The sequence below is a fragment of the Dyella sp. C9 genome, from assembly GCF_003332825.1.
Lineage (GTDB): Bacteria > Pseudomonadota > Gammaproteobacteria > Xanthomonadales > Rhodanobacteraceae > Dyella.
This window is the reverse complement of record NZ_QIRF01000003.1, coordinates 358,439-373,170: the sequence shown is the minus strand read 5'-3', so window position 1 is coordinate 373,170 and position 14,732 is coordinate 358,439. Positions and strand designations below refer to the sequence as shown.

At 65.5% G+C, this 14,732-nt stretch carries 16 protein-coding genes; 6 read left to right on the top strand and 10 right to left on the bottom strand.

Annotation, left to right across the window (positions count from 1 at the left end):
- Positions 1–82 precede the first annotated feature (82 nt).
- The 5 genes from DVU99_RS06335 to DVU99_RS06315 all read left to right on the top strand — a co-directional run bounded on the left by DVU99_RS06335 (position 83) and on the right by DVU99_RS06315 (position 5,244).
- Entirely contained in the window at positions 83–1,450 is a 1,368-nt protein-coding gene (locus DVU99_RS06335) for a nodulation protein NfeD (RefSeq protein WP_232823478.1), read from the top strand.
- Between the two features lie 24 nt (positions 1,451–1,474).
- Entirely contained in the window at positions 1,475–2,230 is a 756-nt protein-coding gene (locus DVU99_RS06330) for a slipin family protein (RefSeq protein WP_114239353.1), read from the top strand.
- Between the two features lie 64 nt (positions 2,231–2,294).
- A complete protein-coding gene (locus DVU99_RS06325; protein ID WP_114239352.1) occupies positions 2,295–2,843 on the top strand; it encodes a YaeQ family protein in 549 nt (182 codons plus the stop codon).
- A gap of 4 nt (positions 2,844–2,847) precedes the next feature.
- The gene (locus tag DVU99_RS06320) at positions 2,848–4,116 is read left to right on the top strand and encodes a TIGR03862 family flavoprotein (RefSeq protein ID WP_255412907.1); all 1,269 of its coding nucleotides are present in this window, start codon (positions 2,848–2,850) and stop codon (positions 4,114–4,116) included.
- 216 nt (positions 4,117–4,332) lie between these two features.
- Entirely contained in the window at positions 4,333–5,244 is a 912-nt protein-coding gene (locus DVU99_RS06315) for an HDOD domain-containing protein (RefSeq protein WP_114239351.1), read from the top strand.
- A 30-nt stretch (positions 5,245–5,274) separates the two neighbouring features.
- On the opposite strand, the gene DVU99_RS06310 is transcribed toward DVU99_RS06315, so the two are convergent.
- The 7 genes from DVU99_RS06310 to DVU99_RS06280 form a co-directional block, all read right to left on the bottom strand.
- Positions 5,275–6,267 (bottom strand): LLM class flavin-dependent oxidoreductase, encoded by a 993-nt coding sequence (locus DVU99_RS06310; protein WP_114239350.1) that lies wholly within the window; start codon positions 6,265–6,267, stop codon positions 5,275–5,277.
- Between the two features lie 67 nt (positions 6,268–6,334).
- On the bottom strand, positions 6,335–6,466 hold the full coding sequence (locus tag DVU99_RS20325; protein WP_114239349.1) for a DUF1660 family phage protein: 132 nt from the start codon (positions 6,464–6,466) through the stop codon (positions 6,335–6,337).
- 195 nt (positions 6,467–6,661) lie between these two features.
- Entirely contained in the window at positions 6,662–7,036 is a 375-nt protein-coding gene (locus tag DVU99_RS06300; protein ID WP_232823477.1) for a nuclear transport factor 2 family protein, read from the bottom strand.
- Between the two features lie 51 nt (positions 7,037–7,087).
- The gene (locus DVU99_RS06295) at positions 7,088–7,660 is read right to left on the bottom strand and encodes a hypothetical protein (RefSeq protein ID WP_157971367.1); all 573 of its coding nucleotides are present in this window, start codon (positions 7,658–7,660) and stop codon (positions 7,088–7,090) included.
- Positions 7,661–7,750: 90 nt separating this feature from the next.
- On the bottom strand, positions 7,751–8,287 hold the full coding sequence (locus tag DVU99_RS06290) for a hypothetical protein (RefSeq protein WP_157971366.1): 537 nt from the start codon (positions 8,285–8,287) through the stop codon (positions 7,751–7,753).
- Between the two features lie 445 nt (positions 8,288–8,732).
- Positions 8,733–9,908, bottom strand: coding sequence for a YncE family protein (locus DVU99_RS06285; protein ID WP_114239346.1), 1,176 nt, complete (start codon positions 9,906–9,908; stop codon positions 8,733–8,735).
- A 48-nt stretch (positions 9,909–9,956) separates the two neighbouring features.
- Positions 9,957–10,769, bottom strand: coding sequence for a creatininase family protein (locus tag DVU99_RS06280; RefSeq protein WP_114239345.1), 813 nt, complete (start codon positions 10,767–10,769; stop codon positions 9,957–9,959).
- A gap of 160 nt (positions 10,770–10,929) precedes the next feature.
- Here DVU99_RS06280 and DVU99_RS06275 point away from each other — a divergent pair, with 160 nt between their 5' ends.
- On the top strand, positions 10,930–12,006 hold the full coding sequence (locus DVU99_RS06275; protein ID WP_114239344.1) for a linear amide C-N hydrolase: 1,077 nt from the start codon (positions 10,930–10,932) through the stop codon (positions 12,004–12,006).
- Between the two features lie 24 nt (positions 12,007–12,030).
- On the opposite strand, the gene DVU99_RS06270 is transcribed toward DVU99_RS06275, so the two are convergent.
- The 3 genes from DVU99_RS06270 to DVU99_RS06260 form a co-directional block, all read right to left on the bottom strand.
- Positions 12,031–12,201, bottom strand: coding sequence for an oxidoreductase-like domain-containing protein (locus tag DVU99_RS06270; RefSeq protein WP_232823476.1), 171 nt, complete (start codon positions 12,199–12,201; stop codon positions 12,031–12,033).
- A gap of 46 nt (positions 12,202–12,247) precedes the next feature.
- On the bottom strand, positions 12,248–13,021 hold the full coding sequence (locus tag DVU99_RS06265; protein WP_114239342.1) for a class I SAM-dependent methyltransferase: 774 nt from the start codon (positions 13,019–13,021) through the stop codon (positions 12,248–12,250).
- A 107-nt stretch (positions 13,022–13,128) separates the two neighbouring features.
- A complete protein-coding gene (locus DVU99_RS06260) occupies positions 13,129–14,526 on the bottom strand; it encodes a M20/M25/M40 family metallo-hydrolase (RefSeq protein ID WP_114239341.1) in 1,398 nt (465 codons plus the stop codon).
- Positions 14,527–14,732: the final 206 nt, after the last annotated feature.

Here is a 14,732-nt window from a genome sequence, read left to right as displayed (position 1 = left end):
GCGGCGTCACCGCCGCGCCGTCTCACACCGGGACAACATGGCTGGGTGCAAAGTGCGGATGCCACCTTGATGGAGGCACTGCGTGAAGCCAAGACTCGGCATGTGGGCAGGCGCACTGGGCGTCGTGTTGCTTGCCTTGTCCACGTTGGCCGCCCCGCCCGCAGGCGGTGCTCCAGCCGCCGGCGCCTTTGTCGCCCGCATCGACCTGCAGGGACCGATCGGGCCGGCCGCCGCCGAATACGTCGATGACGGCCTGCAGCGCGCCAGCCGCGATGGCGCCAGCGCGGTCATCGTGCAGCTGGACACGCCCGGCGGCCTCAGCGACTCGATGCGGCAGATCATTGCCAGCCTGCTCGCCGCCAGGCAGCCGGTGCTGGGTTACGTGGCGCCCCCCGGTGCGCGCGCGGCGTCTGCCGGTACTTACATCCTCTATGCCTGCCCGATCGCGGCGATGGCGCCGGCCACTCATCTCGGCGCGGCCACGCCGGTATCACTGGGGGGCGACAACCCGCTGCCCATCGCCAATCCCCCCGCCTCCTCCGCGACGGCCGGCAAACCTGCCGCCGATGCCGAGGCGACCAAGGTGCTCAACGACGCCATCGCCTCGATCCGCTCGCTGGCCCAGCTCAACGGGCGCAATGCCGAATGGGCCGAACAGGCCGTGCGCGGCGCCGCCACGCTCACCGCCGACGAAGCGTTGCAGAAACACGTGATCGACCTGATCGCACCCGCTGGCCACGCCCTGCTGGCTGCCGTGGATGGACGCCACCTGCGCGTGGCCGGACAGGAGCTCACCCTGCACCTCGCCGGCCTGCCCATACGCGACTATCCGCCCAACTGGCGCACGCGCTTTCTCGGCATCGTCACCCATCCCACCCTCGCCTACCTGTTGCTGCTGGCAGGCGTGTGGGGGCTGGTGCTGGAGGCGCTGCACCCGGGCGTGCTGCTGCCTGGCGTAGCCGGTGCGATCTGCCTGCTGGTGGGGCTGTATGCCTTGCAGCTGTTGCCGGTGAACTACGTGGGCCTCGCCCTGATGGTGCTTGGCATGGGGCTGATGCTGACCGAAGCGCTGATGCCCTCGGTGGGCGCGATCGGCATCGGCGGCGTGGTCGCCTTCGTGATCGGCTCGATCATGCTGTTCAAGGCCGGCGTGCCGGGCTATGCCGTGAACCTTGGCGTGATCGGCGGCATCGGCGCCAGCGGCATGCTGCTGCTCGCGCTGCTGTTGCGGCTGGTGACGCGCTCGCGCCGGGCTCGTCCGTTCAACGGCGACAACCAGCTGCTGCTGAGCACCGGCGAGCTGATCCAGCCGGTCGGTGCCGGTGGCGAGGGCTGGGCCCGCATCGGCGGCGAACAGTGGCGGGTGCATTGCGACCGGGCGCTGCCTGCAGGCGCGCGCGTACGCGTCGTAGGACGCGAAGGCCTGCTGCTGCGGGTCACCCCTGCCTGACCGGACAAATCACAGGAGACATCCATGCTTGGCTTCTTCGGTGTGATCGTGGTGTGGGTAGCGGCGCTCTTGTTCCTGTCGATCAAGGTGCTGCCCGAGTACCAGCGCGGCGTCGTGCTGACGCTGGGTCGTTACACCGGCACCAAGGGGCCGGGCCTGGTGATCCTGATACCCGTCGTGCAACGCATGATGCGGGTGGACCTGCGTGTCACCGTGATGGACGTGCCTCCCCAGGACGTGATCTCGCGCGACAACGTGTCGGTGCGCGTCAATGCCGTGGTGTATTTCCGCGTGGTCGAGCCGGATAAATCCATCCTGCAGGTCGCCGACTTCTTCCAGGCCACCAGCCAGCTGGCGCAGACGAGGCTACGCTCAGTGCTGGGCCAGCACGAGCTGGACGACATCCTGTCGCAGCGCGACTCCATCAACCACAGCCTGCAGCAAATCCTCGACGAAGCCACCGACCCGTGGGGTATCAAGGTGAGCAACGTGGAGATCAAGGACGTGGACCTCAACGAAACCATGGTGCGTGCGATCGCCCGCCAGGCCGAGGCCGAACGCGAACGCCGCGCCAAGGTGATCCATGCCGAAGGCGAGCTCCAGGCGGCCGAGAAACTGCGCGACGCCGCCGCCCTGCTCGCGCAGCAGCCCCAGGCGCTGCAGCTGCGCTACCTGCAAACCATGGCCGACATGTCCAACAGCGGCAAGGCCTCGACCATCGTGTTTCCGCTGCCCTTGGACCTGCTGCAACCGCTGCTGGACAAGCTACGCCAGGCTTGAGCCTCCTACGGCGGGCGCGCGAGCCACGTACAATAGGGGGCTGACCGCCACCCGGATTGCCACCATGGCCCTCACCGCCACCATCTACAAGGCCGAGCTGCAGGTCAGCGACATGGATCGGCATTACTACGCCACGCATGCGCTGACCCTCGCCCGCCACCCCTCCGAGACCGAAGAGCGCCTGATGGTGCGCCTGCTCGCCTTTGCGCTGCACGCCGACGAACGGCTGGAGTTCGGCAAGGGCTTGAGCGACGAGGACGAACCCGCACTCTGGCGCAAGGCCTACACCGGCGAGATCGAGCAATGGATCGAGCTGGGCCAGCCCGACGAGGCGCGCATCCGCAAGGCGTGCAACCGGGCGCAGCAGGTGGTGGTGCTGAACTACGGCGGCCGTGCTGCGGATGTGTGGTGGGACAAGAACGCCAGCACGCTGGCACGCCATCGCAACCTCACCGTGCTGGACCTGGCGGCCGATACCGTCGGCGAGCTGGCCGCCATCAGCGAGCGCAGCCTGCGCCTACAGTGCCTGATCCAGGACGGCCAGCTGCAATTGCTGGGCGACAACGCCAGTATCGCGGTGGAGCCGCGTGCGCGCATGACGGCATCGGCCTGAGCCGGTGACCAGCACGCCCGTGTCCTCGCCGCCACCGCGCCTGGCCATCATCGGCGGTGGCCCTGCCGGCCTGATGGCAGCCGAAACGGCCCGCGCCGCCGGCATCGAGGTGCACCTGTACGAGGCCAAAGGCTCGGTGGGCCGCAAGTTCCTCATCGCAGGCAAGGGCGGCATGAACCTCACCCACAGCGAGCCCAAGCCCGAATTCATCCAACGCTATGGTGCGCGCGCCGACGCCGTGGGCCGCTGGCTCCACGACTTCGATGCCGACGCGCTGCGCGCCTGGGCGCACGGATTGGGCGTGGATACCTTCGTCGGCAGTTCCGGCCGAGTGTTTCCCATCGACCTCAAGGCGGCCCCGCTGCTGCGCGGCTGGGTGCATCGCCTGCGCGAGAGCGGCGTGCACTTCCACCCGCATCATCGCTGGCGGGGCTGGCATGAGGATGGCAGCCTGCGCATGGCCACCCCGGAAGGGGAACAGGCGATCCGGGCCGACGCCGTGATCTTGGCCCTGGGCGGGGGCAGCTGGCCTCAACTGGGGTCGGACGGCAGCTGGCAACCCTGGCTGGCCGCCCGCGGCGTGGAGCTGACGCCACTGGTACCCGCCAACTGCGGTTTCGACATCGGCTGGAGCGAACACTTGTCCCAGCATTTTGCCGGCGCGCCGCTCAAGCCGGTAGTGATCCACCTGCGCGATGCCGCCGGCCGGGAGCACGTACGCCAGGGCGAGTGCGTGATTACCGCCACCGGCATCGAGGGCAGCCTGATCTACGCCTACTCGGGCGTGCTGCGCGACGCCATCGCCGCCCACGGCAGCACCACCATCGAGCTGGACCTTGCCCCCGGCCGTACGCTGGAACGCCTGCGCCAGGACCTCGCCAAGCCTCGCGGCAGCCGCTCGGCCAGCGACCACCTGCGCCGCCAGACCGGCCTTGGCGGGGTCAAGGTCGCCCTGCTCCACGAGGTACTCGGGCGCGGACACTTCCAGGACACCGATACGCTGGCTCGCACCATCAAGCGCCTGCCGCTGCGGTTGCTGCGGGCCCGCCCGATCGAGGAAGCGATCAGCAGTGCCGGAGGCGTGCGACTCGAAGCGCTGGATGCCCAACTGATGCTCACCGCCCTGCCCGGTGTGTTCTGCGCTGGCGAAATGCTGGAATGGGAGGCGCCCACCGGCGGCTACCTGTTCACCGCCAGCTTCGCCAGCGGCCGGCTTGCCGCCCAGGGCGCCGTCGACTGGATCCGCCAGTCGGCGCATTCCGCAGGAAGCTGAGCAACACGTCGCAAGATCGTGGATCCACGCTACATGTTTTCCGCCACCCGCCGATACAGGAGCGGAGCGAGGGCGGGTAACGAGGGAGCGAGCGAGGCAATGATGGGGAACTGGTGGCGACTATTCGCACGAGACCGCGCGTCCGCGGCGCCGGCACCGCCTGCCCCCGCGCGCGACCTGCCCCTGCCCGCTGCCCCCGAGATACCGACCGGCACCATGAGTGGCGACCAGTTGGAGGAGTGCTTCCATCGCTTCATCCTCAACCAGCTGGTCGACGCTGCCGCCGCTGCCAATCCCACGCGGGAGCAGCTGATGCTGCAGCGCCTGCGCGAGTTGTGCGAGGCGGGCCGCTTCGACGTACGCAGCCTGCCACGCATGCCCACCGTGCTGCCGCAGCTGATGCGTGCGATGAAGAGCGACAACCTCAACGGCGCGCAGCTGGCCAACCTGATCCGCCGCGACCCGGTACTGGTGGGTGAAGTGATGCGCGTCACCGGCAGCGTCACCTACCGCACCGCCCACCCGGTCGGCAGCCTGCAGCACGCAGTTGTGCTGCTGGGACAGATCGGCTTGCGCCACGTCGTGACCTCTTACGTGATGAAACCCATCCTGATGGCCAGCGCCGGCGCCAACGGCCAGGCCATCGGCCAGCGCCTGTGGGACCACGCCGAACGCTGCGCACACGCCGCCACGTTCCTGAGCAAAGGGCAATGCGACCCGTTCGAGGCCTATCTCGCCGGCCTGGTCGGCTATTGCGGACTGGGTGCCGTGGCGCGCGTGCTCGACAAGGACCTGGCTGGCGGCCTGCCGGCCTGCTCATCCGGTTTCATTGCCGGCTGCGCCGCCGTGGCCGCCCAACTCACCGTGCAGGCCGCGCAGCACTGGGAGCTTTCGCCCAGCGTGGTGGACGCGCTGACCGAACACGCCACCGCGGGGCATGGCGCGCTGGCACTGCCCATGAGCCGGGTACTGCACGCGGCCCAGCGGCTGGCCATGTACCAACTGCTCGCCGAGCAGGGCCTGGTCGACGCGCATGGTGGCTACACCAACGATCCGGTGGCGCAATTCCCACCCCAGCTGCTGGCCCGCTGCAGCCAGGACCTGCAGAAGAGTTTCCCGGTGCACTGAAGCGCGGCATGACCGCGCCTGTCCGCCGCATCAAGCGCCAAGGCGCGCCCGCACCTCGGCCACGATCTCGAACGAACGACAGCGCGCTTCATGCTCGAACACGTTGGCCGTGACCATCAGCTCATCGGGGCGATGGCGCGCCATGAACGCCTTGATGCCGTCCTTCACCGTGTTGGCATCACCGATCACCGCACAGGCCAGTGCACGCTCCACGCCGAACTTCTCGGTGGGCGTCCAGTAGCTCTCGATGTCATCGATCGGCGGGGGAATCAGCCCCGGCCGGCCGCGCCGCAGATTGATGAAGCTCTGCTGCTGGGTGGTGAACAGGCGACGCGCCTCGGCATCGCTGCCGGCAGCCACCACGTTCACGCCCAGCATGGCGTACGGCGCATGCAGCCGCGTCGACGGGCGGAAATCACGCCGGTAAAGCGCAAGCGCCTCGTCCATGGCATCGGGAGCGAAGTGGGAGGCAAACGCGAACGGCAGGCCCATGGCCGCGGCCAGCCGGGCGCTGAACAGGCTTGACCCCAGCAGCCACACCGGCACCTCGATGCCCGCCCCCGGGACGGCGCGCACCGGCTGCCCTTCCCGGGCCGGTTCGAAGAAGGCCAGCAGTTCGGCCACGTCCTGCGGAAATGCATCGGCGCTATCGAAATAGCGCCGCAGCGCGCGGGCCGTCGGCTGATCGGTGCCAGGAGCCCGCCCGAGGCCGAGGTCGATGCGCCCCGGATACAACGAGGCCAGCGTGCCGAATTGCTCAGCGACCTGCAGCGGCGCATGGTTCGGCAGCATGATGCCGCCGGCACCCACGCGAATGCTCGAAGTCCCTCCGGCCACATAGCCGATCAGCACGGCGGTCGCCGCACTGGCGATGCCCGGCATGTTGTGGTGCTCGGCCAACCAGTAACGAAGATAACCGTGCCGCTCGGCGCGACGCGCCAGATCCAGGGTGTTGGCGAACGCCTGGCTTGCGTTGCTGCCCTCGGTGACTGGCGCCAGATCGAGTACGGAGAACGGAATCATGGGGCGTCCTTGTGCGGGAAGCTACCCATGTGGGGACGGCATCAGCAAATGCCAACGAGCCTTGCCCTCAGCCGTAGCGCCAGGTTCGCTCCTCCACGCGCCCGCAACGGGCACACTCGCGCCGGCCGGGTTCCGGTCGACGCCATTTATGCTTGAAAAGACGGCATGCAAGCCGTCCGAGCCACTGCTTCCCGTTCATCCGCGAACCTTATCCATAGTTCAAAACTGTGCTCTTCTTCACAATTTAGCAACTACACTCAAGAAAGGCGATAACAGGCCGATGACAAGGCGATGTCATGTCCTGTAAGTGGGCCCCACGGTGGCCCGCGGCACAACGCTGCCGGTCGCTTGGCGGCATCGGCAGCGCCCTCCCGGTCCAGCCGCTGTCGCGCGCTCAGCGCGCCAGCCGCGATTCGCCGAAAGCGAAGGAAGCCCGCACGATGTGGCCTTGCGTTACTTCGTAAATGCACAGCATGTCCATGACGCCCCGGCCTTCGGGAAACGTGCGCGTGACGCGTTCGAGGTCTGTGACAAATGCTCCCCTCACCACCCGGCTCAGCAATTGCGCATGGAGATCGGGCTCGGCAAAGCGCGCCAGCATGCGCCGGCGCAGTTCCTCGTGCCCTTTCGCCAACCGCTCGCCGTGCAGCGCATACTGCTCGGCGTCGCGCGCGTAGGTAGCCAGCCAGGCGTCGATGTCCTTGCGGCTGTAGGCCTCGAGCTGGCGCTGGACCAGCCTGGCCGGATCAGTCGCAGGGGAGTTCTGCACAATTCACCCGAAGATTAAAAAGCACCCTATAGAGGCCCTCTTGCCTCAGTGTCAGTGACCGCTCGGACCCGAGGAGCTGATATGCAGTTCCGTGTCCAGGGCTTCATCGACGTCACAGTACTTCTGCGCGGCTAACGTCGTTTTCTTTAGCTTGAAGTACAGCGGCGGCCAACCAGGAACGCCATCCTCATTCTTGGCGAGTTCGAAGTAGCTGAAATGCACGGTGGCCGCGTCGGCGTAACTCGCACCAAGGTCACGGTCGGCAACAATCAATCGCATGGGACCATGGCCATCCGATTGGACCAGCCGAAAATCGTGTAGCTTGCAATCTGCGCCGCCACCTACTGTTAGCAGGTCTCGCTCGCTCGCGTCCTTATTTTCGTAGGAGCCGAAGATCGGCACGAGGTTCCACGTGCTGGCACCGTCATCAGCTTTGTCACGAACGTAAAAACTGATGACATCGAAGCCATGCGCATTGAAATTCTCCCGCCACGCTCTGAAAGCGACCGCTTCCTCACCGTCGAGCGTCAATCGGTTCATGCCGTTATTAATCGGAATAACCGTGTTGTCGCTCGGAAGAGCGGCACGCACCGATGCAATGCTTTCCATCAAAACGATGGCCATCGCTGTCGATATCATCCAAAACTTCATTTCTTGGCGTTCTCGTTCGTGAGGTCGCGAGAGCGTAGATGTGTCACGGTTGACCACCTATCCCTAGCACGCCGTACCACCCTCTACGCGCACCCTCTGGGTCAGGCCCTTGTACGTGATGGTCAGCGTGCCCGTGTGTTCGGTGCTGTCCGCAGCCTCGTTATACGCGCCAAACTTGAGTGTGGCGACGACACGAGTCGCGTGCGAGGCATCTTCGAACACACTCATGGAGCCGATCGGCTGCCCCTCCCCATCTTCCCTGGATTCGGCGTGCACCTGGCTTACGTGAATGAGGGTTCCGTTGATACGAATGAGGCCGCGGGCCTCTCCAATGACACGGAATATGTCCCTGCCTGACGCGGCAGCGCCCATTTGCGTCAGACTGGTTACACAACCTTCGCTTTCGTCATCTGCTTCATTCTCCCCGAGGGTCCCCACGACAAAGGCTGGGGTGGACGCATGCAGCTCAGCCACGGTCGTTGTCACAATGGCGGCCGAAGCAGTCGGGGCTTCGGAGCCCTGCATCGCCGCACAGTTACTGCAAGCGGCGACAAGCCATGAGGTAATGCAAAACATCACCAGCCATTGTAAGCACTTCATTTCTATAAATTACCAAGGAAGCCTTCGTATCACAGTCTGCGGCGAAAACGTACTCGCAACCATAGGACTAGTCTGAAAAACAGTCGGCGCGCCAGGGGAAAGGATGGCGCTTCGCCGGATAGCGTCATCAAGCGCCGGCTCGGCTATCGGAGGACCTGCTCCCGAGTCTTGGCCAAGACCACCGCGTAGATCAGCAGGCTGTTTGCAGTGGCAAATCTACGGATGGCAGGGCGGTAGTTGCCGGCCATGGGGGGAAACCTGTGCCTGCAAGTCGAAAAGGTGAGTTGTACAAAGGTCCACCACCATTGAGCGGCCGTCATACCTTCGTTTCGACTACTGCTCGGACATCTTGTACGCCGGATGGCGACCGCCAACATGCCCGTTCGGCCCCACATCGAACTGTGCAGCCCATCCGTGGACATGGTTGAGACCGGCCGCCCCCACCTCAACGCATGATGCCGGTGTGACCCAGCGAGTAGCGGCCCGGCTGCGGCCACACCACCAGGCCGTGCGGCTCCTGGCCGACCTTGATGATGCGCACCTGTCCGGTGGTGGTGTCGAACGCGTACACCACGTCGTCAAAGCGACCCGACAGCCACAGCGTCTTGCCGTCGGCGCTGACATTGCCCATGTCGGGGCTGCCGCCGCCCGGAATCGGCCAGTTCGCCACCATCTTCTGCGTGGCGAAGTCGATCACCGACACACTGCCCTTGCCACCGCGCGGCCCGTGGACCTTGTTGGAGCCGCGATTGGCCACGTACAGCTGGCTGCCATCGCGGCTCGGGTACAGGCCATGCGTGCCCACGCCGGTCTTGATGAAGCCCACTTGCTTGAAGCTGACGGGATCGATCAGGTACACGCCGTCGGCCATCATGTCGGCCACATAGAAGGTCTTGCCATCGGGCGAGGAACGGATGTCCTGCGGCATGCCCTTCTTGGACAGATCGAGATAACCCAGCACCTTGCGGTTGACCAGGTCGATCTTGGTCAGCTTGCCGGTGAACTCGCAGGTGAAGATCGCGTAGCTGCCATCGATGGCGAACTCGGCGTGATTGATGCCCTTGCACTCCGGCGCCTCGAGGCTGGAATGCAGCGCCATGGTGTGGGCATCGCGGAAGTCCAGGCGCGCATGCGCCTCGGCGACCACGATGGCCTCCTTGCCGTCGGGCGTGAAGTACATGTTGTACGGATCGTCGACCGGGATGGCCTTGCCCGGTTTGCCCGTGCGCGGATCGATCGGGGTCAGGCTGCCATCGTCCTTGCGCTCGGCATTGTTGGTCACCCAAAGCGTGCGCAGGTCCCAGGACGGCACCACGTGCTGCGGGCCCTGGCCTACCTTGAACGTGTCCACCACCTTGTAGGTGGCCGGATCGATCACGTAGACATCGTTGGAGCGCAGGTTGGGCACGTAGATGCGCGCCAGGTCGTTCGCCACGGCAGGGCTGAGGTGGTTCAACCCGGCCTCGCTGTACATGTTGGCGGGATTCACTACCGGCGGCATGCCCGGCACCGTGTTGACTGGCGCGGCGGCCAAGGCCGGGGCACTCACGCACGCCGCGGCCAGCGCAAGCGGGGCAAGACGGAACAGACGGGAGAAACGCGAGATAGGGGCGATGGCCATGAGCGGTCAACTTATGGATGGAATTGGAGGGGGATCCCGGTGGGGACATCAGTGACCCTGGGTGTCTTTCTTCAGGGCTTCGACCGTATGTAACACAATAGCATCGATGCCCAATTGACCAAGATCGGCCGAAGCGCGGCGCGGATCGCCGCCGTACACGCCATCGGCCGGCCCCAGCCTGGGCCCATGCTGCAGCTGGTCCAACCGCACCATCTGCGGTGCCACGGCCAATTGCAGCGAGGTGTCGGCAAGGCCGGCATGGGTACCGATCTCGTCATCGCGGAATCCGCGCTGGCGCAGTTGCGCGGCATAACCGTCCGAGGAGCTGGCGTAGTACTCCGGCGGCACGATGGCGCGCGCCTTGCCGGCCCAGGCCTTGTTGAGGCGAGCGGCGACCACGTCCAGGTCCTTCTGGTAACCGCCGTGGTCGCCCAGGAAGACGATGTTGCGGAAGCCGTGCACGGCGAAACTCTGTGCCGCCGACTCCAGCATCTGCTCGAACACCGCATCGGGAATGGTGATGGTGCCGGGAAAACGCATGTGCGAGGTGGGTGGCACATAGCCGCCTTCCGGCACGTAGGCCACCACTGGCGCCACCAGCGCATTGCCCAGTCGCTCGGCGATCTTCTGCGACAGGTACGCCGCGCGCGCGTTGTGCTTGCCTACGGCAATGCCCGGGCCGCTCTGCTCGGTGCCGCCGATGGGAATGATGATGGTGGTCTTGCCGGCGTTGACCTGGTCGCGGATTTCCGTCCAGGTGAGGTTTTCAAGCAGCACGGTGCGTGGCGCCTGCGCCAGGGCAGTCTGGCCGGCCAGCATCAGCAGGCAGCACAGGAGGGTGCGCAATGGGAAGGAGTGCATCGATGTATCCGGCGGGGACCAAGGACCCAAGTGTAAAGCGACAGCAGCGAGCCACGCAGCGCGTGCTGCCGGGCCGGGCAACGTACTACACGGGGCTTTCATGCACGCAGTGGTCTTTTGCCGCCGTGACCCACGCCCTTGCCTTGCCAGAGGACCGCCCATGCGCCGCCACCTCCTCGCCCTTGCCCTGGCCCTCGACGGTACGCTCGCCGCCGGCTCGGCCTTCGCCTGCACACGCACGCTCTACGTCGGGGCCGACAACACCGTCATCACCGGCCGCAACATGGACTGGTCAGAAGACATGCACACCAACCTGTGGGTGTTTCCCGCCGGCATCCACCGCGATGGCAACGCCGGTGCGCACACGCCGAGCTGGACTTCGCGCTACGGCAGCGTGATCGCGTCGGGCTACGACATCGGCAGCGTGGACGGCATGAACGAGAAGGGCTTGGTGATGAATGCGCTGTACCTGGCCGAAAGCGACTACGGCAAGCCCGACCCGCGACGCAAGCACATGGCCATCAGCGTGTGGGGCCAGTACATCCTGGACAACTTCGCCACCGTCGACGAGGCGGTGAAGGCGCTGGCCAGGGAGCCGTTCCAGATCATTGCCCCACCCCTTCCCGACGGCAAGCCGGTCACCATCCACGTGTCGCTGTCCGACGCGAGCGGCGATTCGGCCATCCTCGAGTACATCGACGCCAAGCTGGTGATCCACCACGGCCATCAGTACAAGGTGATGACCAACTCGCCGATCTACGACAAGCAGCTGGCGCTGTACGAGTACTGGGAAAGCATCGGCGGCCTGACATTCCTGCCCGGCACCAATCGCGCCGCGGACCGCTTCGCGCGCGCCTCGTTCCTGCTCGACGCGGTACCCAAGCAGACGGACCCCAGCTACATCTCCGCCGTACCCGGCCAGAAGTACGCGTACCAGGCCGTGGCCGAAGTACTGAGCGTGCAGCGCGCGGTGAGCGTGCCGCTGGGCATACGCACGCCCGATCAGCCCAATCTCTCCTCCACCATCTGGCACACCGTGGCGGACCAGAAGAACCTGGTCTATTACTTCGATTCGGCTACCACGCCCAACACGTTCTGGGTGGACATGCACAAGCTCGACCTGAAGCCTGGTGCGCCGGTGCAGAAGCTCACCATCGCCAACGGACAGGTGTACTCGGGCGAGGTGTCGGCGCAGTTCGTCGACACCCCTTCGTTCAAGTTCATGCCGGCGCCCTGAGACCGGAACGGCACATGGCCGCGGCTACTCGGGCGATTCGCCCGGGTGGCGTTCCTTCCACGCCGCGAGTTCCTCGCGGTAGCGGCCCATCGCCTCGTCGTAGAGGTCGAAGATGCAGGGCACGCAGCCCTGGCCACAGCAATCCTCATCGTCCGGCCGCTGGGGCTTGATGGGGGGTGGATCGTTGGAGGGCACGGCTGCGCCCTCCAACGGTTGGGGTCGTTGCGTATCAGTCAAACCATTACCCGGGCTTGCGGAAGCGATAGACGAACTGGTCGGTGTGACCACGGATCGACTTGTCGAACACCTTGATGTTGTGCGGATCGGCGGGGTTGCGCAGCACGTCGCTCTCGCCGTCGAACACGAAGCCCACCGACTCAACCTGCTTCTTGACGATGGCCGGGTCGATGCGATGCAGGGTATCGGTGTCGCGCATGCCCGAGCCGGCTTCGGCAACGTGGTCGATCACCACGAACACGCCACCGGGCTTGAGCGAATCGAACACCTGCTTGTCGAACGCCACCGGATCGACGCTGCCCATGAACTTGTCCGGATAGTCATGGTAATTCTGCGAGGTGAACACCAGGTCGACCTTCTCCGGCGTCTTGAACGCGTTGGCCGGCACCATCAGCACGCCCACGTTGGCGTAGTGCGGATTGGCCACCAGCGCCTTGGAACCCTGTACATCGGATACCGCTTCCTTGCCGTATTCGTTCGGCCACACCGCGTAGACGCGGCCCTTGGGACCGACGATGGCGCTGAACACCCGAGTGAAATAGCCACTGCCGGGGATCAAGTCCACCACCGCCTGGCCGGGCTTCACTTCGGCGAAGGCCATCAGGTCCGCGATCTTGCGTCGATCGTCGTTGGCGGTGTCGTCCTTGCGGGCGGGGTCGTTGATCGCCGCGGTGACGTAGGAGGGAATATCAGTACCCGCGGGCGCCCCCGAACCGGCCAGCGCCGCGGTGACGGGAAAGGCAAGGGCAACCAGCACTGCAAGAACGGTCGGACGCATGACGAACTCCGTAGTCAGGTGTGGGGGCGCAATAGTGCGCCCCTCAAGGATAAACCGCAGCACGACCTTCGGCACGGGCTTTGCGCCAAAAACTTGCGAAAGGATGCTCAACGGGCGGACGACGGCCCCGCCAGGGTCATCAGCAACACGTGCCAGTAGGCCAGGTCGTCATAGAACGACTTCACCGGGATGCGCTCGTTGAGGCCATGAGCGAAGGCATCGCTGTTCTTCATGAACAGGCCACCCACGCCATAGGCCGGAATGCCGGCGGCGCGGTAGTAGATGCTGTCGCTTGCACCAGACTCCTGCACCGGCGTGATGGCCACGCCCGGACGGATCGAATGCACCGCCTTGGTCACCGCCGCCAGCACGTCCGGCCGCAGCGGCGAGGCGTCGCTGGACACGGACTTGCCCACCAGGCTCACCTCGACCTGCGGCCCCACTACGTCCTGCAGCGTCTCGCGCACGGTATCGACCGCCACGCCGGGGAAGATGCGGCAGTTGATGTTGGCCGTGGCCGACTGCGGCAGTGCGTTGTCGGCATGGCCGCCCTGCAACAGGGTCGCCACGCAGGTGGTGCGTGTCTTGCCCACTTCGGACGGCTCGTCGGCAAGCACCGCAACGGCTGCGGCATCATGCGGATCCTTGGCGAAATCACGCATCGCCTGCCCCACCTTGCCCTGCGTGGTGGCGCCCAGTGCCTTGAAGGAGGCCAGCGTGGTGTCGTTCCACATCACGGGAAACTGGTACGCCTGCACCTTCTTCAGCGCATCGGCCAGCTCGTAGATCGCGTTGTCCTTGCGCGGCAACGAACTGTGGCCGCCGGGGTTGTGCGTGGTCAGCGAGAAATCGGCAAAAGCCTTTTCCGCGGTCTGCAGGCCGTACACCAGCGGCTTGCCGTCCTCGGCCAGTTCGCCGCCACCGGAATCGGTATTGAGCGCGAACTCCGCATCGATCAGGTCGCGATGATTCTTGACCAGGTCTTCCATGGTGTCCTGCGAGGTCTCCTCGTCACCGGTGTAGACGATGATGAGGTCGCGCGTCGGCACGAAGCCGGCCTTCTTCAGCTGGATGAAATTCGCCGCCAACACGGTGACGCCACTCTTGATGTCCTCGGTGCCACGTCCGTAGAAGTAGCCGTTTTCCTCGATGAGCTTGAACGGATCGCGCTGCCAGTCCTCGGGCTTGGCGGTCACCACGTCCATGTGCGCCATCAGCGCGATCGGCCGGCCGCCGCTACCGTTGCCGCGATAGCGCACCACCATGGAGGCGGTCTCGCCGTGGGGAATGATATGGATGTCCGCATCGGGAAAACCGGCCGCCCGGAACTGGTCGGCCAGGTAGTTCGCCATGACCGGTACCTGCGCCTGTCCGACTTCGGTCTTGAAGGCAATGAGGTGGCTGAAAATGTCACGCGCCTGCGCCTGGTTGGCATCGATGGCGGTGGCCTGGACAGGCAGTGCAATCGCCAGGGGCAGCATGGCGGCAAACAACGTTTTCAGCATGGAGCATCTCACCGGCGTTGAAGGAGCCGTGAGTATGTCCTGTCGTGCCGCCCGTGACTCGTGCGGATGCACAATAAAGCCTTGTTTCGCCCAGCGGGCGCAGGCCCGGTGGGCCCCTGCCAGCGCCGGCACCCGACGCCCCGCCAGTCGCATCCAATTCAATCAATGACTTGCAAGTCGCCAACCGACTCCGACACAGCGACCTT